22 protein-coding genes, 1 tRNA gene and 1 other RNA gene are annotated in these 24,913 nt (G+C 24.1%); 15 read left to right on the top strand and 9 right to left on the bottom strand.

From position 1 onward, the window contains the following. Positions 1–131 precede the first annotated feature (131 nt). Genes EXC47_RS03195 through mip form a run of 8 tightly spaced genes read left to right on the top strand, consistent with a single transcriptional unit; the run spans position 132 to position 10,726 of the window. Positions 132–1,583, top strand: coding sequence for an MSC_0624 family F1-like ATPase-associated membrane protein (locus tag EXC47_RS03195; RefSeq protein WP_129647064.1), 1,452 nt, complete (start codon positions 132–134; stop codon positions 1,581–1,583). A gap of 1 nt (position 1,584) precedes the next feature. Continuing rightward, a complete protein-coding gene (locus EXC47_RS03190; RefSeq protein ID WP_129647294.1) occupies positions 1,585–2,100 on the top strand; it encodes an MSC_0623 family F1-like ATPase-associated protein in 516 nt (171 codons plus the stop codon). Then, positions 2,087–3,025 (top strand): MSC_0622 family F1-like ATPase gamma subunit, encoded by a 939-nt coding sequence (locus EXC47_RS03185; protein WP_129647062.1) that lies wholly within the window; start codon positions 2,087–2,089, stop codon positions 3,023–3,025. The genes EXC47_RS03190 and EXC47_RS03185 overlap by 14 nt, the downstream gene beginning before the upstream one ends. Continuing rightward, positions 3,012–3,470, top strand: a complete 459-nt coding sequence (locus EXC47_RS03180) for an MSC_0621 family F1-like ATPase epsilon subunit (protein ID WP_129647060.1) — start codon at positions 3,012–3,014, stop codon at positions 3,468–3,470. The genes EXC47_RS03185 and EXC47_RS03180 overlap by 14 nt, the downstream gene beginning before the upstream one ends. After that, positions 3,463–5,589 carry an MSC_0620 family F1-like ATPase-associated subunit gene (locus EXC47_RS03175; RefSeq protein WP_129647058.1) on the top strand — a complete coding sequence of 709 codons (2,127 nt, stop codon included), beginning with the start codon at positions 3,463–3,465 and terminating at the stop codon, positions 5,587–5,589. The genes EXC47_RS03180 and EXC47_RS03175 overlap by 8 nt, the downstream gene beginning before the upstream one ends. A gap of 12 nt (positions 5,590–5,601) precedes the next feature. After that, on the top strand, positions 5,602–7,137 hold the full coding sequence (locus tag EXC47_RS03170; protein ID WP_408634262.1) for an MSC_0619 family F1-like ATPase alpha subunit: 1,536 nt from the start codon (positions 5,602–5,604) through the stop codon (positions 7,135–7,137). Continuing rightward, positions 7,137–8,537, top strand: coding sequence for an MSC_0618 family F1-like ATPase beta subunit (locus EXC47_RS03165; protein ID WP_165255958.1), 1,401 nt, complete (start codon positions 7,137–7,139; stop codon positions 8,535–8,537). The genes EXC47_RS03170 and EXC47_RS03165 overlap by 1 nt, the downstream gene beginning before the upstream one ends. Continuing rightward, positions 8,537–10,726, top strand: a complete 2,190-nt coding sequence (gene mip / locus EXC47_RS03160) for an Ig-specific serine endopeptidase MIP (RefSeq protein WP_129647051.1) — start codon at positions 8,537–8,539, stop codon at positions 10,724–10,726. The genes EXC47_RS03165 and mip overlap by 1 nt, the downstream gene beginning before the upstream one ends. Before the next feature lie 58 nt (positions 10,727–10,784). On the opposite strand, the gene fba is transcribed toward mip, so the two are convergent. The 3 genes from fba to ffs form a co-directional block, all read right to left on the bottom strand. Beyond that, entirely contained in the window at positions 10,785–11,660 is an 876-nt protein-coding gene (gene fba, locus EXC47_RS03155; RefSeq protein WP_129647049.1) for a class II fructose-1,6-bisphosphate aldolase, read from the bottom strand. 3 nt (positions 11,661–11,663) lie between these two features. After that, positions 11,664–11,924, bottom strand: coding sequence for a DNA-directed RNA polymerase subunit delta (gene rpoE, locus EXC47_RS03150; RefSeq protein ID WP_129647047.1), 261 nt, complete (start codon positions 11,922–11,924; stop codon positions 11,664–11,666). 80 nt (positions 11,925–12,004) lie between these two features. After that, positions 12,005–12,101, bottom strand: an RNA gene (gene ffs, locus EXC47_RS03145) — signal recognition particle sRNA small type. A 100-nt stretch (positions 12,102–12,201) separates the two neighbouring features. Here ffs and EXC47_RS03140 point away from each other — a divergent pair. Both EXC47_RS03140 and EXC47_RS04015 read left to right on the top strand, forming a co-directional pair. Further along, positions 12,202–13,167 carry a LacI family DNA-binding transcriptional regulator gene (locus tag EXC47_RS03140; RefSeq protein ID WP_223211713.1) on the top strand — a complete coding sequence of 322 codons (966 nt, stop codon included), beginning with the start codon at positions 12,202–12,204 and terminating at the stop codon, positions 13,165–13,167. 85 nt (positions 13,168–13,252) lie between these two features. Next, a complete protein-coding gene (locus EXC47_RS04015; protein WP_268810399.1) occupies positions 13,253–13,375 on the top strand; it encodes a TM2 domain-containing protein in 123 nt (40 codons plus the stop codon). 114 nt (positions 13,376–13,489) lie between these two features. Here the strand turns inward: EXC47_RS04015 and smpB are convergent, their stop codons facing one another. The 6 genes from smpB to EXC47_RS03105 form a co-directional block, all read right to left on the bottom strand. Continuing rightward, positions 13,490–13,933, bottom strand: a complete 444-nt coding sequence (gene smpB / locus EXC47_RS03130; RefSeq protein WP_129647045.1) for an SsrA-binding protein — start codon at positions 13,931–13,933, stop codon at positions 13,490–13,492. Positions 13,934–13,980: 47 nt separating this feature from the next. Further along, entirely contained in the window at positions 13,981–14,946 is a 966-nt protein-coding gene (locus EXC47_RS03125; protein ID WP_129647043.1) for an ABC transporter permease, read from the bottom strand. A 1-nt stretch (position 14,947) separates the two neighbouring features. Then, positions 14,948–17,365 (bottom strand): ABC transporter permease subunit, encoded by a 2,418-nt coding sequence (locus EXC47_RS03120; RefSeq protein WP_129647040.1) that lies wholly within the window; start codon positions 17,363–17,365, stop codon positions 14,948–14,950. Then, positions 17,365–18,939 (bottom strand): ABC transporter ATP-binding protein, encoded by a 1,575-nt coding sequence (locus tag EXC47_RS03115; RefSeq protein WP_129647038.1) that lies wholly within the window; start codon positions 18,937–18,939, stop codon positions 17,365–17,367. Before EXC47_RS03115 ends, EXC47_RS03120 begins: the two co-directional genes overlap by 1 nt. Before the next feature lie 211 nt (positions 18,940–19,150). Continuing rightward, positions 19,151–20,695, bottom strand: coding sequence for a BMP family ABC transporter substrate-binding protein (locus EXC47_RS03110; protein ID WP_129647036.1), 1,545 nt, complete (start codon positions 20,693–20,695; stop codon positions 19,151–19,153). Between the two features lie 119 nt (positions 20,696–20,814). After that, positions 20,815–21,810 carry a hypothetical protein gene (locus EXC47_RS03105; RefSeq protein WP_129647034.1) on the bottom strand — a complete coding sequence of 332 codons (996 nt, stop codon included), beginning with the start codon at positions 21,808–21,810 and terminating at the stop codon, positions 20,815–20,817. A gap of 125 nt (positions 21,811–21,935) precedes the next feature. Here EXC47_RS03105 and EXC47_RS03100 point away from each other — a divergent pair. The 5 genes from EXC47_RS03100 (at position 21,936) to EXC47_RS03080 (ending at position 24,882) form a co-directional block, all read left to right on the top strand. After that, positions 21,936–22,011 (top strand) — tRNA-His (locus tag EXC47_RS03100). A gap of 53 nt (positions 22,012–22,064) precedes the next feature. Then, positions 22,065–22,439 (top strand): YigZ family protein, encoded by a 375-nt coding sequence (locus EXC47_RS03095; protein WP_129647032.1) that lies wholly within the window; start codon positions 22,065–22,067, stop codon positions 22,437–22,439. A gap of 8 nt (positions 22,440–22,447) precedes the next feature. Continuing rightward, on the top strand, positions 22,448–23,008 hold the full coding sequence (gene coaE, locus EXC47_RS03090; protein ID WP_129647030.1) for a dephospho-CoA kinase: 561 nt from the start codon (positions 22,448–22,450) through the stop codon (positions 23,006–23,008). 61 nt (positions 23,009–23,069) lie between these two features. Next, positions 23,070–24,008 carry a DnaD domain protein gene (locus tag EXC47_RS03085; protein ID WP_129647028.1) on the top strand — a complete coding sequence of 313 codons (939 nt, stop codon included), beginning with the start codon at positions 23,070–23,072 and terminating at the stop codon, positions 24,006–24,008. A gap of 7 nt (positions 24,009–24,015) precedes the next feature. After that, the gene (locus EXC47_RS03080) at positions 24,016–24,882 is read left to right on the top strand and encodes an ATP-binding protein (RefSeq protein WP_129647026.1); all 867 of its coding nucleotides are present in this window, start codon (positions 24,016–24,018) and stop codon (positions 24,880–24,882) included. The last annotated feature ends 31 nt before the right edge of the window (positions 24,883–24,913 follow it).

The raw sequence follows: 24,913 nt of genomic DNA, 5'->3' as shown, positions 1-24,913 counted from the left end.
ATATATTAGTATATATATATATATATTGAAAAAGGAGGTTTGACATTTTATAAAATAATAACCTTCTTGTTTTTTTATAATAAGAGTGCTTTAATAAAATGTCAATACAAAAATAATATAAAAGGAGAAATATGAGTTTGAAATTGCAAGAACAAAAAATAGTTAATTTTGAAGAACTTCAAATTAAGCAAAGAAAAAACATTTTATATTTAGTATTCAAGTACTTGTTAATAGTTTTTTTCGGTATATCTTTAACAACAATTTTATTAATGTCACCGTTAACTATTTTTGCTAACAAAATATTAAAATTTAATAGCTTACAGTTTTTTTTAAATTATACTGATAGCTCTCAAAAAACACTTAGTTTTTTAATTATTTATAAAATAATATTATTACTATTTATCCTATTTTATAGTGTTTTTATTAATTATAATAACTTGCTTATGTATAAACAAAACATTAAAGTTTACATACCTTTATATATAACTTACTTTAGTTTATCTATTATTTCTATAGGTTTAATATTTGGTTACTTTACTAAAGAATCATCAGAAATGTTGAACCTAATTTATATATTAGTGCCTTTGTTTTTAATAAGACTTTATGATTTAACATTACGTTATTCTATAGGAAAGAAACAAGATCCAACACTTTATAAAAGTTTAAAGCCATTACTATTAACTTTAATATCAAAAGGAATTTTATTTTTAATATCTATAACTATTTTTGTTATATGACCATTATCAAGTCCAGGTCTATTCAATGATTACACAATTAAAAATACTTTTTACACAACTATAAGAGAGATTTTTGAAGTCAATAATTTTAAAAATTTTATGATTATAATTTCTTCATTTGTTTTTTTAGGTATTTTACTTTTAGGTAATTTTTCATATAGCATTATTTATTTAATGAATAAAAAAGTTAAACCTGAAAGCTTTAAACATTTTATTCATATGTCTTTAGTGACATTAAGTTCTTCTTTAATTTGATTTATTAGAACTATTTTTTATAAAACTAAAACAGTTGATATTATAAATAACCCAATTAATCAAAATTACTTTTATTTATTTTTAATTTTATTTATTGTTTTAATTTTTATTGGTTTTATTTTTATTATTAAAAAAATTAAAAATAACTTGAAAGCAAGTTTAATTTCTCTTATTGTATTAGGTGTTGAACAATTGCTATTTTGATCTGTTTATTTTATAACAATATTAGTTAATAATTCAGCAACTGTAAACATGATAAATTTATCTATAATTATTCTTTTTAGTTTAATTTCATATGTAATATTTTTTACTAAATACAAAAGTTTAAACAATATTTCTTCATTGTTTTTTATAACTAACTTTGTAATAATGTCAGTTACATTATCAATTTTTGGATTTAATCAATTATTTTTGGTTCCAGAAAATTACAATTTAATTTTTTATACAATTAATTCAAATTTATCTATTACTCAAATTGTTACAGCAGTTCAATTAGCTTCGATTATTTGCTATTTAGTTTATTTATTAATAAAAATGATAATTATTCTTTCAACAATAACAAAACTTTCTGAAAATATAAAAGGAGTATAACATGAAAAAAGATAATATTAAAAATAATAGCGATTCAATAGAGTTTTTCGACATGTATAGTTACTATGAAAAGGCGAAAAATTCTAATACTATAATAAATTTTGAAAAACTTATAGCTACTGTTCTTTTTAAAAATAAGATTGGTTTTGAAAGTGAAGCATACAATTTATTTGTTTCAAATATTATAGATACCAAAAAGAATAGAGAAGATTTTATTTTCGAAAACTTTGTTATCTCTTTTGATGTCCAACAAAAATTTGCTTTAGATGCATTAGTTCCTTCTTTAAAAGCAAATGAGTCAAATTATGTAAATGCATTTGACTTAACTAAATCAGATGAAAAAGAACTAAACGAGTTTCTAAAAACATATAACGAAACAATTAATGAATGACTTTTAAAATCATGATTTGTTGAAATTATGCCTGGAATTATTATGTATATTTCTAAAAATACAAATAAGTATAAATTGCTTTTTAGCAAAAATTGAATTTCAAAAATAAACAATGCAATTAATTAAATTACTTGATAAAGTTAAGAAATTAGAAAATATACAAAAAAAAGTCAACAATGATAGAAATATACTATTGATTAATATCATGAAGTTGACTAAAGGGCTTAATCATTATACTTACAAAGCACTAGAAATTAAATCTGAAATTAGTAAATTATTTAGTGAATATCGTTTTAAAAACAATATAGTTGATAATGAAAATATTTTTGAAAAAAGTAAATTTTTTAAAAAAATAATAAAATCTTTTTATAAACAAAAAGAACTGTGAATTTATGTAACCGAAGAACAAAAATATGCTACAGACTCTTATTCACGTTATGAACATAAAATTTTAGAAACAATAAAGAAAAAAAGAGCTGATTTTTTACCAATTGGTAAAAGAGCTATTGAATTTTGTAAGGAAAATAAATTAACAATAATAAAAGAATATGATTTATGAAAAAACAATATTAGTTTTATGAAAAATATTTCTCAAATTATTAAAACTTTTTATATTGAAAAAAATTACAAAAATGTAAATTTTGTTATAAATTCAAATAAAAATTATAATAATCATTTTACTATTTTACCTATAAATAAGTTTAATGTATATGAACTTCTTTCAAATAAAGAAATAGAAATAAAAAATGTAAGTTTTAAGAATACTAAAATTTTTCCAAATATTAATGATTATTTAGAAAATCAAATTGACTTGTTTTTATTAAACGCATTACATTCATTGTTTATCGAATCAAGCTTTTATACAGCAAAAGTCGGCCTTGTTACCTTAAATAAGGTATCAAACGAAATTGATGAAAACGTCGCTAAAATTAAGAAAAAAGTTTTAAGCACTAAACGTGAAATTGAAATTGAAGAAATTACAATGATAACAAGAAATAATAAACTTAATTTGATTGATAAAAACGAGGTTAATAATAATGAAAAAGAGTAATTCATTAATAAAAATTATCTTTGAAATAAATAAAGAAATAAAGTTTAATAATTCAAGCTTAAGTATTTATTTGGAAAATGATGAAAGTTGACTATTATTTCCTAAAAAATCTAAAGCAAGTTTTAAAAATTCATTAATTAAAATAAATGATAAAAATAATAAAGAAATTTTTCTTTTTTTAGAAACAGCAACTATGGAATCAAATGATGATTCAATTATTATAGAATTATATGACCAACCTAAATTCTATTTTGTTTCTAAAAATTTTATCGATATTAAACAAGAAATTTCAAATCAAACAAAAGTTTTAAATTATTTAGAAGCTAAAGAAAATATATCGTTAAATGTTGATGAAATTATAGAAATTAACAATATTAAAAATACACTTTTTAAATTAAAAATGATACAGAAATTTAAACTATCAGAAGGAGAAATAAATGAATAAAAAAATAAAAAAAATATTCTTTGGTTCTTCTTTATTAACTGCTTCATTTTTACCAGTTACTATAATAAGTGCTGGAGAAACAAATTCAAATAATGAAAAACCAAAAGATGAATTAAGTCCAAAGTTCCCAGAATTTAAAAAATATTCTGATGAAAAAACAAAAGAGGCTATGAAAATAGCTATCGAAAATGCAGTTTCATATTTCAAAAATAAAAAAGAAAAATTTGAAACATTAACAGATAAAGATTATAAAGAAAAAATAGAGGCTATTTATTATTTTAATGAATTAATAAATTTTTTAGATTCAAATAAAAATGATATGTTGGAAAATCCTTATAAATATAATCTTTTCGCCCTTACTCCAAGAGTTTTAGCAGAAAATACTAAATTTAAAATTCATAATATAAAATATAATGATAAATTATATAAAAACATAAAAACCGGTTTGACAAGTCCAACTGATTACAAAAATGCTTTAGGTGAAAAAGGTAAATTTGAGAATCCAGAAGATGCAAATAATGCTTTTTCAGAAGAAGAATTTAAAAAGATTATCGATAAATATTCAGAGGATTTAGTAAATGAATTCACAAAAATAACTTTTAATGAAAAAGATGTATTAAAGCTTGAAAGTGAAATATTTTTAAAATCTGAACCTGGTCAAAAAGGGTTTACAGTAGAATTTAAAAAAGAATTTAAAGATAAGTACGAAACAATAGATAAATATTTTTTATCTAAAATAAAAGATAGATTTATTGATTTTGATTTAAAACAAAATGAAGAAGCAGAAAAAGAAGAAGAGGAAAAGCAACCAGAAACTAACCCAAGCGAAAAAAGTGAAAACTCTCCTCTTGTTCCAAATGATTCTTTAAATAAAGAGACAAAACAAAAACAACAAGAAATAATAGAAAGTTTGCCTGAATTAAGCCCTATTATATCTTATGATATTGCAGAATTAAATATTAAAGAAATATATGACTTATATAATTCTTCAGCAGAAGAACAAAAGGAAAAATTGTTTTTCTTCAATAATTCTATAAACACTAGATTTTCATATACAATAGAATCGCTTGAAATTAAAGATGAAAAATTATATGGATATGTAAAAATTCAAGATAGAGTTGAAAAAGGTGCCAAAAGAGGATATAAATCATTAATAGATAATAATCCTTTTGATGAAAATATAAGTTTTATAGCGCAAACAGATATTTTTTACAATCAATACATTACTATAAAAGATACATTTTTAAGCTTTTATAATGCATTATTACTTGATGACACAATAAACTATTCAAATTTAAGAAATCAAGATTTAATTGATGCTGTTTCATCAATGGTGGATACTGCAACTAAAATAGCATATGGTGACCCAAATCAATTATTTGTAAAAAATCAAAAAGATTTAATAATAAAATTATCAAAAGAATACAATGTAAATAATAATACAAATCAATCTTTAATTTCAAAATCAAATAATCAAATTAAATATGATTTATTAAATGCATTAAGCAATTCAAAAATAAACGAAAACCCTTATTGATATACACCTATTGAAGCATTTAGAAAAGTATATGTAAACTTCGGAAAAGCTATTAATGCAAACTTAGAAGACATAATAAAACCAAATTTTGAAAACAGAAAATTTAATCTAAATGTAATTAAAGTTTTATATGAAAATATTGAAAAAACTATTTTTAGAGCAAAGAGTATTACATTCGAACAACCTATTAATATTAATAAATGATATGAAGAATATTTAGCAGTAATAAATAAAATTCAAAATGATTTTAATATTCTTTCAACATTAACTTCAAGTACAAAAATTCCTGAAAATGCAAATAATGAAGAAGAAATTAAAAATATAGAAAATTACGAAAATGCTTATCAAAAAGCTTTAGAAAGTATAAAAGAAACTAATAGAGAAAAAGCAAAAACAACTAAAATAATAGGATCTACAATATCAACTATTTCAATTTTATTATTTATTGTTTCACTTATTCTTTTAATAATTAATATAAAAGTTATTAGAAAAAATAAAAAGTTATTGACAATTTATATAGGTTTAATTGTTACATCAGTAACATTAATTACTATTGGTATTGCACTATTACTAGTTATTTAAAAGAGAGGATATATCATGACAAATTATAATAACCCAAAAATATTTGCTGTATTTGACTATATTGTAGAAGTTCACGGTAAATATAACTATAAACAACAACAATTATTTTATTTAAAATCTAATCCTTCAATTGAAATGATATTAATTTTTGCAGATGAAAATAAAGCTTTTTTACTTGCAAATAATAAAAGTTCAATAAATATTGGTGATGAAATAGTAGAAAAAAAATATGAAGAAGAAATAACTACAAAAAATAATTATTTTGGAAAAATAATAAACATTCATGGAAATATTTTATTTCCAAACATTGATACAAAACCTGCTATTGGTTCATATGAAAACAAAAACCCAATTTTTGGTTTTGCTCACAATTTAATGACAGTTAAAAAATTAAATGAACAATTATATACTGGTATAGTTTCTATTGATTTACTTGTTCCAATTGGAAAAGGGCAACGTGAATTAATAATTGGTGACCGTCAAACAGGTAAAACTCATATTGCAATCAATGCAATAATTAATCAAGCTAAAACTAATACAAAATGTATTTATGTAGCTATTGGTCAAAAACGTGAAGCTATAACAAATATTTATAACACTTTAAAAGAACATAACGCTTTAGATAAAACTATTATTATTGATGCTCCGTCAACAAGTGTTTATGAACAATATTTAGCGCCTTATATTGCTATGGCTCATGCTGAAAATATCTCATACAAAGAAGATGTTTTAATTGTATTTGATGATTTAACAAGACATGCAAACATAATTCGTGAAATTGCATTATTAACTGATAAACCTGTTGGTAAAGAAGCTATGCCTGGTGATATATTCTTTTCACACTCATCATTATTGGAAAGATCAGGTTCATTTGTAAATAGAAAAACTATTACAGCATTGCCTATTTTACAAACTATTGATGGTGATATAACATCTTTAATTTCTTCTAATGTTATTTCAATAACAGATGGACAAATTGTTACAAGCTCAGATTTATTTGCACAAGGTAAATTACCAGCTATTAATTTAGATTTATCTGTTTCTCGTACTGGTTCAAGTGTTCAAAATAGAGTAGTTACAAAAGTAGCTGGTGAAATTGGTAAAATCTATAGAACTTACAAAAAACACCTTAAATTAGCTATGATTGACTATGATTTTAATAAAGAAACTTCATTACTATTATATAAAGGTAAATCAATAGACAAAATGTTTAGTCAAAGGGGATTTTCACTTTATTCACACAAATTTGTTATGTTTATGGCTAAATTAATTTCTTGAAGTATTTTAAAAGGTGTTAAAGACGAACAAAAAGCATTAACTTTTTTAAACAATTTAATTGAAATGCACCCAGAAGCAAAAAATTCATTTGAAATAATTAAAGCAGGTGAAAAATACGATGATAAAATGATGAAAAATTATTTTGCTTTTGCTTTAAAACAATATTCTAATTATAATAATTTAGATTGAGAAATTGAATATCAACATGAATTTATTCCATTTGATAATAATTTCCTTGAAGAAATTTCAAAAATAATGGGGGATAAATAATGAATAGTAAAATAACTAAAATTTCAAGTGACATTATTGAAATAAAATTCGAAAATAATAGATTACCAAAATTAAATAATTTATTAACATTACATAATGGAAAATCTTTCTTACTTGTTAAAAGAATTTTAGATTCAAATACTGTTTTAGCTATTGTTGTTTATGCTGAATCACCTATTTCAATAGATGATGAAGTTATTGATACAGGTAAAACATTTATGGTACCAGTGGGTTCAACTTCTAAAAATAATATTTATAACTTTTGAGGTAATCCTCTATTAAAAGAAAATAATACACTACCAAAATATATAGAAATGAATTCAATAATAAACAAGAATCGTTTTATTGATGAAAAACCTGAAATTGTTCAAACAGGTATTAAAGCTATTGACTTTTTTATGCCTATATTAAAAGGTCATAAACTTGGTATTTTTGGTGGAGCTGGTGTTGGAAAAACTGTTTTAATGAAAGAAATAATTTTTAATGTAAACCGTTCAAACAAACAAACTTCAAACATTTTTATTGGTTCAGGAGAACGTTCTAGAGAAGCTATTGAATTATATGATGAATTAAAAGCATCTAATTTAATGAAAAATTCATCTATGTATATTTCAAAAATGAATGAATTTCCTGGTGCTAGAACTTCAATTGTTCCAATTGGTATTACAGCAGCTGAATATTTAAGAGATATATATAAAGAAGATGTCTTATTATTTATTGACAATATATATCGTTTTGTTCAAGCGGAAAATGAAGTTAGTGCATCTTTAGGTAAAAAACCTTCTGTTGGTGGTTATCAATCAACACTTGAAAGTGATGTTGCTAATATCGAAGAAAGACTTTATAAAAATGAAAATGGTTCTATAACTTCATTCCAAACTATTTTCTTGCCTATGGATGATTTAAGCGACCCTTCTGCTGTAGCTGTATTTAACCATTTAGACGGTAATTTAGTTTTATCTAGAGAACAAACTGCTAAAAACATTTATCCAGCTTTTGAACCATTAGCAAGTACATCTAACTCTGTTAATGAAAAAATTATTGGTAAAAGACATTTTGATGCTATCATTGAAACCAAAAGAATTCTTAAGGCATATCGTGATTTAGAAGATATTATTTTAATTTTAGGATTTGATGAACTTGATGAAGAAAATAAAATAATTGTAAAAAAGGCAATTCAATTAGAAAACTTTTTTACCCAAAACTTCTTTATGACAGAGCATTTTACAAAATCACCTGGTGTTTTTGTTCCTTTAAATGAAACAGTTGAAAGTGTAATTAGGATTCTAGAAGGAAAATTCATCAAACAAAATCCTGAAATATTTTCTTACATCGGTTCAAATTTAAATATGCCAACAGATGATGAATTAGAATCAAAAGAAATTAAAAACGAGGAATAATGAATAAAAAAAACTTGTTTAAAATATTAGGTGTTTTGCCTTATATTACAACAAGTTATTTTTATATAGCTTGTAGTAATAATGATTCTAATAATAATATTTCAATAAACAAAGAAAAAAATAATAATACCTATGAATTAGATGTTTTAGTTAAAAAATTTTCAAATAATACAAATGACAAATCTCAATTGTATCCGACTGATTTAAATTCTAGTGAATTTGATTTTGAAATAAAAGGTGAAAATGCAAATAATTTTTATGTTGATAACATTGAGCTTGATTTTTATTTTAATCAAAAAGGTAAAAATATTTCAGATTGATTAGGTGCACTAGATTTAATTGTAAATTTAAAAAATAACAATGATAAAAATATTAATATAAAAAAAATTTTAAAATTAAATGGTTTTAAACACAATCCATTAAATGGTGATAAAGTAGATTTAATTTTTCCTAGCCCTTTTGACGAAATAAGAAAAAATTATACTGAATACAAAAATTTAAGTCATAATCAAATATTTGATTTAGAAAATGAAGAATATATGAATGCTTTACAAGCTTCGCCAATGGTTTGAGGCGATAAACACCCAAAAGAATATAGAAAAGATTTGGATCTTACAAATTTAGAAAGCATAAAAAAATTTGACAATTTAGCAAAAAGTATAAATATTGATTCTTATTCAAATTGATATACTAAAGGGCATACTTTGCCAAAATATGATAAAAATGGTAATTTTTTAGGTTTATCTATATATGATGGCCAAGAAATAGGTAAAGGGCATATAAGAGCTGACTTTCTTGGCACTAATCAATGAAGAGCAGAGGGATTACCTAGAATGCTTGTTAATGATATGTATAAAAAAATTGCTATGCAAACTTTTGGAATAGAATTTACAAATGATAATAGTGACGGACAATCTTTTGGTACCTCCGGTACTTTATGAATTTTAGATTTTGAAAAAACTAAAGATGGTTCATATCCAACAAAATGATTTTTTGCAACTAATTTACATGTAGCAGACTCTTTATTAAAAGATACTAAAAATGTTATTATTACAAAAATTAGTTCTAATGCTAATTTAAATGACAAATTTAGTATAAGTACTGAAGATGATAAATTTGAAAAGTTCTTTTTTAAACAAAAAATACTAAAAAATAATTTCATAACAAAAATATTTGAAGGAAATGACTTTTTAAAAACTAAACCATCAGATTTTTTATATAAAGAACAAGCTGAAAAATATAAAAATGCAGAAGAATATGCGGATTTAGCTATATTAGAATTCGATTTTTCTAAAGCTATACTAGAAGATGGTATATGAGCTTATTCTTCTGATAGATCTAATGATATAGACATAAAATATTCAAAAGAAAAAAATAATGCTGAACTTCTAGCAAAATTAATAACAAATAATTACGCTAATAATAAATCTGTTCATATTTCTTTTTTAAAAAAATCATATATGGAAGACTATGATAAAATTAATAAAAAAATAATTTATAAAAGATCTGATAATTATAATTTTAATGGAGATAGTTTATACGCTTTAGGATTCCCTGTTTCTGAAAATGATTATTTTCTTCTAGAAGATGGCGAAGAAGGAAGCGATCTTTATAACAAAAGAAAAGAATCATTAAGTATTTGGACAAATTCAGAATCTAGATTCTATAATAATTTAACTAAAGAAAATTTAAATAAAAAAGACTTTTCTAAAGATATTTTAGATCAAGGTGATTATCTTTCACAAAATATTGGTTATAGAACATTTTCTAATAAACCTGGTATTATTGATGCTTTTTTAACTGCTAATCATATAGGAAATAACTTGTATTTAAAAGATAATCAAAATTTAATATCATTTGGACTTAATTACGCAATAAAAAATTATGTTCCATATGGTGGTTCTAGTGGTTCATCTTTTAGAAACCAAAATAATGAATTAATTGGAATCTTTCATTCTGCAAACTCTTCTGGAAAAGTAGGACTTGTTGCTTCTTTTAGATCAGAAGGTTACAATTATAATGGTCTATTTGGCAATTATAATATGCCTCAATACGATTTAATATATGGTGGTGGAAAAGACCAACGTAAATCATATAGAGAAGAATTATTAAAAAAATATCCTAGTTTAAAAACAAATCTTTTCCCTGAAGGTTTAAATATATATGATGAAGATTATAAATTTAAATAACATTCTTTTTTAAGAATGTTATTTTTAATAAAAAAAAATAGCGTTAAAAAACACTATTTTAAAAAAAATCATTAGCCTTATTTAAAGATCCAAATAAAATAAAAATACTTTTTAATAATTTGCAAACTGCTTCATATCCTGGCTTTAAAAATATTCTAGGATCATAATTTTTCTTCTCTTTACTTTTTCCAGATAAAACAAATTCTTCAACGGCTCTTGCAAAATGTTGTTGTAATTCCGTATTTACATTTATTTTTGCTATACCTAATGATATAGCTTTTTTAATTTGATCTTCTGGTATGCCACTACCACCGTGTAATACTATACCTAAATTAGTTTTTTCTCTTATTTCTTTTAAGCGGTTAAAATCCAAAGAGGTTCAATTTTTAGGATATGGGCCGTGAATATTACCTATTCCAGCTGCTAAAAAATCAATACCTAAATTAGATAATTGAATTGCTTCTTCAAGTGAAGCTAATTCTCCACAAGAAATAATATCATCTTCTACTCCACCAATTGAACCTACTTCAGCCTCAATTGAAATATTACTATCATGAGCTAATTTTACTAAAGTAGCTGTTTTAGAATAATTTTCGCTAAAATCTAATGAAGAGCCGTCAAACATTATTGATGTAAAACCAGATTCAATAGCTAAAAGACAAGCTTCAAAATTACCATGATCTAAATGAATCGCTAGTGGAATTGTCATTTTATATTCATCATACATGTTTTTAATTAAGTTACAAACAGTTTTATAACCACCCATGTATTTTATTGCACTTGTGCTAGCTGAAATAATTAAAGGGGATTTTGCTTCTTCTGCTGTTAAAAGTGTTGCTTTTACTCATTCTAAATTATTAACATTAATATGAGGGACTGCATAATTATTTTTTACTGCATGTTCAACTAATACTTTAGCATTTAAAATAGACATTTTTTATTCAAATCCTAGTCTTGTTGTTCACAAACCTTTTGCATTTCTTTGAAAACGAGAATCAACAGTTAATAATCTATATAATTCACCTACTTTATTTGTTCTTATTGTTGAATATTCAATATTTTTAGTTCTTGATTCAATTTCTCATTTTTCTTTTAATTGACTTTCAATTTCATTAAAAATATCATTAAACTCAACGTGTCTTCCATCTGAGCAGTGCTTTAATGTGTATTCAATTGTAATATCTAACATTGTTTTCATAATACGCCTTTCAAAAAATATATTAGTATCATTTATAATAAGTATATTATAAATTAATAAATTTTTTTAAATATAGAATTATTAACAAAAAAGTTAGCAGACACAGCACTTCTCAATATGGCTGCTACATTTCTGTCCTGACCAGGTTATGAGGTTTTTGTTCTACTAACATTAAAATTATACAAAATTTTTTTCTAATATTATTATTTTTAAATTTTTAATTTAAAAATTATTTGTGGAAAATTTCCATATTTACTATTTTTATATATAATAATATATGATTATGAAAAATTTTTCTTATAAAGACATTTCAGAGTTAGCAAAAGTTTCAATTAGTACAGTTAGTCGTTATTATAACGGTGGTTATGTATCAAAAAATACCAAAAATAAAATAGAATCTATTGTTAAAGAACATAACTATTACCCTAATCATGGCGCAAGATTAATTAGAGGGCATGATAATTCTATATTTGTTATATTACCTCAGTGACATGAAAATGCTTATACTCATATAATTTCTGGTATTCATGAAGGTGCTAAAAAACATAATAAAAAAGTTATTATTACATATAGTGAACCTGATGCTGAATCATATATTGAAACAGTTAAATACGTATTTTCTTGAAAACCAAGTTCAATAGTTTTCTTCTTACCGAAAGAACATGCTGACGAGATAGAAAATTTTGTTAATAAAAATGCTGGCGATATTCAAACAATATTTTATGGTAAAAGAAATAAAAATGTTAATTGAATTTATGTTGATTATGAAGCTTCATTTTATTTATTAACAAAAAAATTTAGTGAATATATTGAACCAGGTCAAAAAATTGTTTTTGCCTTAGATACTAAATTAAGTAACGAAGATAGAGACGCAAGAAGAAATGGTTTCGAAAGAGCTTGCAAAGAATTGAATATACCACATGAAACTATATTATTAATGAATAAAGACAATAATAGAGTTAATCAATTTTTAAATTATCTTAATAATGAAAATTTAGTTAATGTTGTTTGTTCAACACATGAGATTTTCATTAATATGATTTCTTCACCAGATAAAAATTTAAGACTAACAGACATTGGTTATTTGAGTATGTATGACTATCAATATAGATATAAAGCTAAAATATTTATAGATTATCCTAACATTGGGATTCAAACTGAAAGAATGTTATTTAATTCAGAAATAGATAATATTGTTTCAAACAAAATTATAAAACCTCAAATTTTAAGCAAAAAGAATTAACACTACGTTTTTCTTTTTTTATTTTCTTAATAAAATGTATAATAACTAAGCTTTATTAAAATTTAATAAAAAAGAGTTTACAATAATGAGCAAATCAGGAAAAAGCAGAATTGCTTTAATACTTTTATCATTTTTCCTTGATACACTTAGAATTGATAGATTTTATGGTGGAAGAATATTATTAGGTTTACTTAAGGCGGTTTTTTAATTTCATGATTCATTGACTTTATTTTAGCAGTTTTAGGTGCTAAAAAGACAATAACGGCAATTATATTTAATAAAAAATAATGAAGGAAATTCCTTCATTTTTTTATAAAAATGCTTATTTATAGTAATTTTGAACTTTTTGAATATATTTTTCATTGTCTTTTCTTTTAATTTCTTCACGTTTATCTGCTTTATTCATACCTTGGACTAAAGCAATTTCTACTTTAATTTTGCTTTTATTATTAAAATAAATTTTAGTTGGTTTAATTGTTGAACTTGGTGTTTTATCCAATTTACTTTGAATTCTTATTATTTCTTTTTTATGCAACAATAATTTTCTATCTCTTTTTTCTTCACATTTTAATAGCATATATTTTGGAAAATGTGATTCAGACAAAAACATTTCTCCCTTCTTATGATATACATACGAATTTGTTAGATCAATTCCACCTGCTCTTGCACTTTTTACTTCTCAACCTAAAAGCTCTATACCGGCTTCAAACTTATCAATAATTTTAAAACCATGTAGACCTCTTCTATTTTCACTTATTATTTTCATATGTTTAATTATAAAAAATATTGGGATTTTAACCCAATATTTTTTTATTATCTAGCAGATTTATCATAATTAATACCGGCGGCAGCTGGACCAGGACTTAATTTACTAAATGAAATCAAGAATACAAGTGTTAATACGTAAGGAATTGTTCTTACTAAATCACTATATTTTGTAGCTTCTTGACCAAATAATTCTTGGAAAGCTGAACCAGTTGCTAATGTACCTGCATATTGGAATACACCAAAAATAAATCCTGTTAATACTGAAATACCAATATTTCAGTGAGCCATAATCATAACAGCTATACCAAGGAAACCTAAACCTTGAACATTTCCATTATAAGCTGAACCTAATTTGTTTGCAAAAAGTGCACCAGCTAATCCAGCTATAGCTCCTGAAAGCATAATACCTTGTCATTTAATTTTGTAAACATTAACGCCAACTACATCAACAGCTTGTGGATTTTCACCAACAGCTTTAAAACGTAATCCTCAACTTGATTTGTTTAACATTACTCATGAAGCAATAACAACAATAATAAACACTAATAATGATAAACTAAATATTTTTTCTAATCCATTTCATTGTGCACTTATGTAAGCTTCATTAATTTGTGGATTATAAGGAATTGTTCTTGTAGGTGAGTTAATAAAACTTGAATTAACAACAATAGTTGCTGCGGCAACAGCAAGTAAGTTTAAAGCAACACCACTTATTGTATGATCTGCTTTAAGTTTAATAGTAGCAAAACCATGTAATAATCCAAATAATAAACCGAATAACATAGCCACACCGAATAGAATTAATTGAATAATACCATTTGAAAAGTTCGGATCAATTTTATAAACAATATAAGCTGCTAATGCATAACCTATACCACCAAATGACATCATGGCTTCAATACCGATGTTAACTGTACCACTTCTTTCAGAAAAAATACCTGAAATTGCAGCAAGAGTTAAAATCATCCCGTAAATAACTACTTCATTAGAGAAATTACTAAAAAATTGCATACTAGTTTTCTCCTTTTAATATTGCATTTCTACGTTTGAATATTGCCATGTAGTTATCATAATTTTCTAAATTAGTTTCGTTTCATAATTCTTTCATTAAATTATTTGAAGTAGTATTTCATTCGTTTTCTAATTCAGAAATTTGTGAATCAATTTGTGAAATTCTTTCAAGTTGTGCACTTGTGTCTTCACTTTTAGCTTTTTTAACAAATTTTAATAAATCTGATTTTTCTTGTTTTAAGAAATTAATTTCAACAAGTTTAACATTTCTGTATTTTGAAAGAATATCTTCAATGCTATTTATTTTAGCATCATATTCTTCTTGAGTTATTTTGCCTTGTTCAAAAGCATTTTTGTAAATTAATAAATCTGTTTCACAAGCATTTATTAATTCTTGATGTGAATAAACAGAATTTGTTGTTTTTGATAAGAAAATAATATTTGTGTAAGCAAATTTAAATCTTTCTCAGGCAAGATTTCTGTTCTTTGTTTTTTCTGTATGTAAAATTTTAAGTTTAGATTTAGATAAATTCTTAATATCTGAAATTTGATAGTAACCTAATTTTTCTAATTCTTCTTTTAAGGATAATTTTTGTTTAGATAAATCTGAAAAAATAGTTTCAACATTTTTTGAAGATAATTTTCCATTTATATTATCTAAAATATAAGTTAAGCTTTGAATATCTTTCTTGTATTGTTTAATTAAACCCTTAATTTCTAAAATACTTTTAGCATTAGTTTTTTCTGAATTAGCGTAAATATTTATTCATTTATTAAAGTTTTCTTCTATTTCTTTAATATTAGATTCAACTTCAGTTTTGTCAATTTTTTGACCTTCAGAAATGTATGAATATTTAACTAATTTAATTTCATAATCTCTTTGTAATTTATTTGATAAAGCTTGTTGATAGCCTAATGCATAAAGTTGATCTTGTAATCATAAAATTCTTTGTTTTAAAATTGAAATATTTTGAACTAGTTGTTCTTTTGTTTGGTTTAATTTATTAATTTTTTCTAAATTTGTACCAAAGTTTTTATGTGTTTGAATTTGAATCTTTTGTAAGGCTTCTCTTTCAATTTGCTTAATTTCTGAAAGAATTCTCTTGTATTCTAATGAATTCTTTTTATAAAGTGCTTTTGCATGTAATAATGCAATTCTTGTTTCTTCTTTGATTTGTTTTTTTCTTGGTAAATATGTTTTAAAGTAATATTCTTTATATCATTTTTGTTTTAATGTACCAATTAATTTTGTAAAGTAATGAATTGGTCTAAATGATGCAAATACATTACTTAAAGCAGCAAAATAAATAATAACACCAACTAAAACATCTAATCCACCACGTGAAATATTAGGACTTGATGAATAAATTGTTCTAATGAATGAATCTGAGTTTTTAAGAATACCATAGAAGAATGAAGAAAATACTATACCGATTGGTGAATTATTTCCCAATAATGCTATGGCAATTGTATCGAAACCAACTACAAGTGGTTCATTACTTGAAGGAATACTATATCTTCCTTGTTTAAATACAAAGTAGAAAAATGCTGCAAATCCTGCTAGTAACCCACCAAATCCCATTGTTAAAATAGTTGTTAATTTTTGGTTAACACCAGCATATGATGAAGCATTTACATTTATACCATTCATTTTTACTTTATAACCTAATGATGTATATTTTAATACTACAAATACACTAGCAGAAATAATAACAAGTAAAACTAAACCGATTATTCATGCAGTTGATGAATTAAATAATGATCCTTCAATTAAGAAAAACCCAGAAACCAATGGATCACCTTTTGGTAATAACATATTTACTTGAATTGGTGAATTTGGTCTTCAAACTCATAAACATAAATAAACAGCTATTCAGTTAAGAATAATTGTTGAAACAACTTCGTGTATTTTAAAATAAGCTTTTAAAAAACCAGGAATTAATGCAAATGCAAATCCTACTAGCCCTGAAGCAAATAATATAAGAAATGCTAATGCGTCATTTGTTAATACACTAGTTCCTTTATCTCTTAAATTACCAAAATAACCAATCAACATGAAAGCAACTGTTCCTGCTAACATCATTTGACCTGGTATACCAATGTTAAATAAACCTGATTTAAATGATAAACCAACACCAATAGAAGCTATACCAAATACAACAAATAAAATTGCTAATTCGCTTAAATTGTCGAATCCACCTCTAAATATGTTGATAATAAATTCAAAACCATTTTCATTGAATGCTATAAAAGTAAATATTATACCTACTATTAAACCAAATACAACTGCTCAAATTGAGTTTAATGTAGATCTAGCACCAGATTTTACGTTATTTAAAGTTAAAAATGACAAGAATGATGCTAATGGTTTTCTTTTAACTTGTTGTTTTTCTTCAACAGCGATTGTTTTTGCGCTCATTATTTATCCTCCTGTCCTTCTTTTTTACTTTCAGCCATTAATAAACCAATTTCTTCACGTGTATAATTTGAAGCAGCTTTTACACTTAAAATTCTACCTTCGTTTATAACAGCAATAGTGTCAGCTAAAGCTAAAACTTCATCTAATTCATATGAAATAAGAAGAATTGCTTTACCTGCTTCTTTTTCTTTAATAATTTTTGTATGGATTAAGTCAATAGCTCCAACGTCTAATCCACGAGTAGGTTGAACAATAACTAAAACATCATGTGGGTTTGTCATTTCACGACCAACAACTGCTTTTTGTTGATTACCACCAGAAAGTGATCTAGCCATTGAGTTACCGTTGTTTGTACCTCTTACATCGTAATTTATTTTAATATCTTGGAATAATTTTTCTTTCTTATTAGAATTGATAAAACCAAAAGGCGCGTATTTTTTATCATTTAATAATCTAAGAATTGAGTTATCCCTAATATTAAAATCAAGTACCATAGCATGTTTATGGCGATCACCGGGAACTATGTTTATATTTCCTTTTCTATTTTTCATATCTACAGATCATTTTGAAATATCTTTTACTGTTTCAGAACCATCTTCTGCATAATAGTGTTTAAGCATTTTTCCAGCTTTTGGTTTTAAAAGACCTGTAAATAAGTATTCTAATGTTTCTTGACCATTTCCTTCAACACCAGCTATTGCTAAAATTTCACCTCTTCTTAATTTTAAATTTATATCTTTAAGTGAAATACCTGATGAATTTTTAACTGAAACATTTTCAAGTTCAATTTCAGTTTTAGCATTTTCTTCATCAAAAGGAATACTGTTTTTAGGCATAACAACTTTTTTACCAACCATAGCAGATGCTAATTCTGCTATAGAAGTTTCTTTTACGTCAAATGTGCCAATTACTTTACCTTTACGTAAAACAGTTGCTTCATCAGCCACTTCTTTTATCTCATGAAGTTTATGAGAAATGAAAATTATTGTTTTACCATTTCTTCTAAATTCCTTCATTGTTGCAAGAAGACCTTTGATTTCTTGGTCAGTAAGAACAGCTGTTGGTTCATCAAAAATTAAAATATCTGCATCACGATAAAGCATTTTCATAATTTCAACTTTTTGTTGAGTAGCAACAGTTGCACTACCAGTTTTTTGATTTAACTTAAATTTAAAGTCATATAAATCTTGAATAGCTTTAATTTTAATAGCTGCTGATTTGTAATCAATTAAATTAGTATTGTTAAAGTTAAATTCAGAACCCATAACTATATTTTGTAAATTTGTATACACATTAACCAGTTTAAAATGTTGGTGGACCATACCAATACCAAGTTCATTAGCATGATTTGGATCTTTAATAATCATTGTTTTACCATTGATCTTAAATGAGCCTGATGTAGGTTCATACAAACCAAATAAAATTGATGTTAATGTACTTTTTCCGGCACCATTTTCACCAATTAAAGCATGAATAGAACCTTTTTTAACTTTGAATGTAACATCATCATTTGCTCTTATACCAACGAAATCTTTAGTAATATGATCAAATTCTACTGCATATTCTTGCTTCATTTTACCTCCTATATTTTGTTATATTTAATTACAAATTAAATATTAAAGTGCTTATATTTTAATATAAATATTAAATTTAATATGTAATTTAAGTAATAAAATTATTTTTCCACATTTTTTCCATATTTATATTTTTACCAAAACGGCTGTTTTAAAGGTATTAAAAGAAAAAAACACAATTTCTTGTGTTTTTTTAACTTAATCTTTATTATTAAGCTTGTGAACCTTCTGATGATGAACCCGCTGAAGGAGCTGCTGGTGTTGCTGTTGAAACAACTTTTTTAGTTGTTCTTGTTAAACCAGCTAAGTAATTTAAGTATGTAAAGATTCTTTGATCTTCTTGTTGTGAAGGTGCTCCTGAAGCATCAAATCTTTCTTGCATTTTAGCTAAAATAGTTTGTTTTTCTGAACTATATTTAGTTGTCGCAGCTGTTAAGAAACTTTGAGCTTTTGTTGTAAGAGTTTGATCTTTCATGTAAGCCCCTGCTACTTTAACATAGTTTTCTTGTGGTTTGTCAACAGAACTATAACCAAATGATAATTTTTCTGGTCCGTTAGCTTGACCAATTACAAAACCAGGGTATAATGAGTCAACATTTTTGTTTTGGTATAAACTACCTAAAATGTTGTAAACAATTTGTCCTACTTGTTTTTGAACTGATGTAAAGAATGCATTTTCAGGAATTGCTAATGATTGATCAGCATCAACACCAATTAAGAATTTACCAGCATTTTCTGTTTTTCTTAATTCACTAGCTGCATATGTTGTAATTGAACCTGCAACTGGGAATCATGCACGTGATTCTTTGATTTCGTTAACTGCGTTTGTAGCTTCTGTTTTACCAATTTCAAAACCTGATTTTAAGTTAATAACGTCTCTAATAGAGGTTGTTGTATTAGCTTCAATTTCTGTATTAGCATCAATAATACCATTTAAAATACCAACGATAAAGTCTGTAACACCTGGGAATGGAAGACCACCAAATGCACCTAATGTTCTTTGAGTAGCATCTGCATTATCTTTGTTGTATTCTGCTAATGCATAACCAGCCATTCAAGCAGCTTCTCTTGTGTTGAAGTTAACTGGTAAAATGTGTCCTGGATTATTAACAAAGAAATCGTGTTTACTTTCATCAAAGTCAATTGTAATAAATACAACGCCATTGTCTTTAATTAATTTTTGGTTAGAAGCTTTAGCAATAAATGTTTTTAAAGTATCACCTTGTGTAAAACCATTTAAAACGATGTATTTTGCTCCACCTTTAATAGCAGCTAAATAAGCTGAAGGTAAGTTAGCAGCACCTGGTTCTGAGAATGTGTTAAATGAATCTTTTGCATAGTTAACATCATCTACACCTAATTGTACTGATAATTTTCTTAAAGCTTCTCATGCACTTTGGTTGAATGATTTATCTTTTTCACCACCACCATCGATAAATAAAGCAATTTTAGGTAATTTTGCATAGTCAATTACACCATTTGTTAAATAATCTTCGTGAATTGAGAATTTTTGTGTTGTAATATCACTTAATGTTTGAAGAGTTTTAATTTTTTCTGAACCTACTGTAGCTTCAATAACTGTACCTTTTGCAACATCAACTTTGTCATTTGCAATAGGTTGAACTACTTCAGCTTTTGAAATTTTTCCTTCTTCTGTATATTCTTTAACTGTTGTTCCACAAGCTGCTGATAAAGCCACTAATGATGTAGCTGAAACAGTGCTTAAAAATGGAATAAATAATTTGTTTTTACGCATTGTAAATTTCCTTTTTATATAAATATATTTATATCAAGTTAAGGATTAACTTGATGACCATATTATACAATAAAAAAATTTTTGTGTATAAAAAACAAGCTTTAAAAGCTTGTTCTAAATTATCTAAATCATTCTACAAATGAATTTATATTTTTTTCCACTGATAATAAACTATCTTTAATTAAAGAAATTTGTTCATTTGATAATTCTTTAAGTGATTCTGGATATTTTATATATCCTACACCATTTCTTTTTGTTTTATCCAAGTCATTCATAAATTTAAAAATGTCTGTAACATATTTATCATTAAATTTATCTTGCAATTGTTCATCAGTTGTATATTTTGCTTCAAAAGCAGTTTTGAAAGTTGATAAATTTTGTTTTATGTTTTCAAGTTTTGAAACATTCTTAGCATCTAGATTTAATTCATTTTTCAATTTAGTTGATAATTCTTCAAAAGTAGTTAATCCTTTTTCATATATGTTTTTAATATTTTCAACACTATTTGTACTCATTAAAGAAATTTCATTTATTTTTGATTTTATTTCTTCTACTAATGCAGATTGTTTTGTTTTATATTCATCATATTTTTCATTTGCTTTTAAACCATTTAAAGCAAAAACTGATTTTTGTTCAATTGCTTTTAGTGCTTTTGAAACATAAAACATAGCGTATTTAGCTTGAGAAGATTCTTTAACTGATTCTCTTTCAACAATTGGTGTTACTAAAGAATAATAAACTAAATCTGCATTTGTAATATCTTTACCTGCTAACGTTTTTAAAGCAAAATAATATGCATTCACAAATTGGTCTAAGAAAAATTCTCTTTCAGTTGATTTAAATTCTTTATTTAATTCTTCATATTTTTTAATTAATTCAAGATGAATTTCTTTTTTAGATGTTAATTCTTTATATGTTTGAGAATTTGTATCATTTGCGTCTGCTTTAGCTTCTAATGTTTTAATTTCAGAAGATACTTTATCTAATTCTGTTTTTAATTTAGTTAATTCTTCTTTTTGATTATTATAATTTCTACTTGTACATGCGCCTGCAACTAATGGCATAGTTAAAACTGGTGCTATTGATGAAAGTAATATTTTTATTTTTTTATTCATAATTCTCCTTAATCTATAGAGATTTTTTTGTTATTTAATTAATATGCTTTAATTATATATTTAAAATATAATTTTTTATTTTTTTATCTCTATTTTTTTTAGTGTATAATTTGTATACAAATATGGCGAATGTGGTGAAGCGGTTAACACAGCGGGTTGTGGTCCCGTCATGCGAGGGTTCGAATCCCTTCATTCGCCCCATTTTTTTTATTCTTTTTTTATTTATTAATTATTAATGTAAGTAAAATTTAAATATGAAATTAGAACCAGAATATCTTGAAATTAAAAAAAGTAAATTTTATTCTTTTATTTTTGAAATTAAAAATAAAGAAGAAGTTTCAAAAATAAAAGATGAATTAAGTAAAGAATATAAAAAAGCAAGACATATTTGTCATGCTTATTCAGTAACAAATAATAATATAAATTTTACTGGTTTTTCTGATGATGGTGAGCCAAGTGGAACAGCTGGTAGACCAATAAAAGAATTAATTAAAATGAGAAACATTGATAATGTTGCTATTTTTGTGGTTCGTTTTTTTGGCGGAATAAAATTAGGTGGCGGTGGATTAATAAGAGCTTATGTAAAAAGTGCTAATTTAGCTATTGAAAAATTTATAATAAAAAAATAAGGAATTTTATGATTGCAATAATTGGAAAAGTTGGTGTTGGTAAAAGTTATCTTATAGAAAAATTGACAAAAAAAGGTTTTAGAACTTTAAAAAGCGATAATTTTATTAATGAAAAATACAAAAAAGATCAAATTCTTTATAAATTAATAAATGAAAAAATAGGTAACTTTTTAAATGACGATAAAGGGATAAGTAAAACTTTTTTAAAACAATGAATTTACCAAAATGACCATAACTTAGATATATTAGAAAAAATAGTATTTAATGCACTTTTTGATGAACTTAAAAATAAAAAATATGATTTTGTTGAAATACCTATTTTAATTAATAAAAATTATGATTTTTCTTCTTTGTTTGACAAAGTTTTATGCTTAGAAACAAATGAAAAAAATTATCAAAAAAATTTAGAAAAAAGAAATGTGGATAACTTATTTAAAAATAAAATAATGAAAAAAAACAACCCTTTTTTAATTAAAAAACAACTTTTTGGAAAATTACCTATTGTTAATATCTATGTGGATGAGCATTACGAAAATAGAATAATTGATATTTTTTTAGAAATACTTTAGCTATATCTATAAAATAATTTTGAGATTAGAAAATTTATATAGATTTCTGGAGGTATAAAATATGAAAAAAAATATTAATTATCCATTTTTTAAAGTTCATATAAATGGACATATTAATAGTGAAGATTTCAAAAATCTTCGTAAATTTTATTCTCCTATTTTAGGCTCAAATGCTATTTTATTATATGAATATCTAAAAGATTTAGGAAGCGCTGATAATAATGAATTTGGATTTTATGATTATGATAGCTTAACTTATTTATTAAATATGGAAATAGAGAAAATAAATGAGGCTAGAATCAAATTAGAATCTGTTTCATTATTATCTACTATGGTTGATGAATTAGATAGAAAAACTGTTTTTATTATTGAAAAGCCTTTAGATAGAAACAGTGTCAAGAAAAATGCTTTTATAGGTAATCAGTTAATAAAAATAATGGGCAAAATGAATTTTGAACATCTTTTAGGCAAGGAAAAATCAATAATAATAAACAAAGCAAGACATTTAGTTGATATTTCTGCAAAATTTGAAGACGTATTTATTTCTGATGACTCACCATATGATTTAGAAGAAGTAAATTCTAATTTAACCGAAACTAAAGAAATAAATAAATACATTCAAGAAAAAATACAATTTGATACTTTTAAATATTCAAATTTATATGAGTCAATATTAAAAGATGATTCAAGAGTTTTTTACTCAAGAATGATTGGCGAAGAACCTTCTTCTAATATTGTCACATTAATTAAAGAATCAAGAAATAATGATTTTAATGATCCTTGTATTAATTTAGTATTTTATTATGCATTTGAAGCAAATGGAAAAATTAATTCTTTATATGCTGAAAAAATTATTCAAAGTTTAATTGATAATAAAATTATTAAATTTGAAACTGTTGAAAAATATTTAGATGATATAGCTTCAAAAAAATGTAAAAATTTTGTAAATAAAAAACAATTATATAAAGCAATTTATGTTCAAAATATAAATACTAACTAGGAAAAATATGAACAATATTCAAAGCAAAGTACCTAAAAATAAAAATTTTTCTGAAAAAGCAGTTTTAAAAATAAAAAGTGATAGTAGACTTATTAAAATTATTTCAGAATTAAAAATAACTGATGAAGAAATCTTTAACAATTTAGTTAATTTCATAAATCTTAAAGAGAATTTAGATAACATAAAAAACTCAATTTTTAATATAAAAGTTAAAAGAGGAAAATTAAATAATCTTATTTTTGAAAAAACAGCAAGTAACAATAAAGCTTCTAAAAATGTTGTAAAGCAAATGAATTTAATTTTGACTCAAATAACTGATTCTTCTGATGAAGCTGAAATAAAAAAAATAAAAACAAATATTAAAGAAAGAGAAAATTTAGTTGAGTATATAAACATTTTACTTCAAGCATTTAATACACAAAATAAAGATTTTTATAAAAACATATATATAAGTGGAAGTAGTAAATCTGGTAAAACTTATATAGCCAACGCTATAGCAAATGAATTTGCCTCAAATGGCTTCTCTACAGCTATAATCGATACAAAAGATTTATATAATTTTTTAACAAACAAATTAAAGAATAAAGAAAGCTTCAACGATATTATTTTAGCTTTAAAAACTGTTAAAATACTAATTATAGATAATTTAGGATTTGAAAAAAATAATGCTTGATTCAAATATGACATTTTAAAAGAAATAATCTCTTATAGAAATAATAATAAAAATATTAATATTTATTCTAGTCCTCTATCTTTAGAAGAATTAAAAAGATTTTATTTTGAATCTGAAAACACTTCAAATAAATTTAAGGTTGAATCATTAAACTCAGAAATTGATTTTAATTTGATTCAATTTAAAATAAGCAATAATTAAAATATTCGGTTTCCCGAATATTTTTTTAATT

The organism is Mycoplasmopsis maculosa, assembly GCF_900660665.1.
Taxonomy (GTDB): domain Bacteria; phylum Bacillota_I; class Bacilli_A; order Mycoplasmatales; family Metamycoplasmataceae; genus Mycoplasmopsis; species Mycoplasmopsis maculosa.
This window is presented reverse-complemented; position numbering and strand designations above follow the sequence as displayed.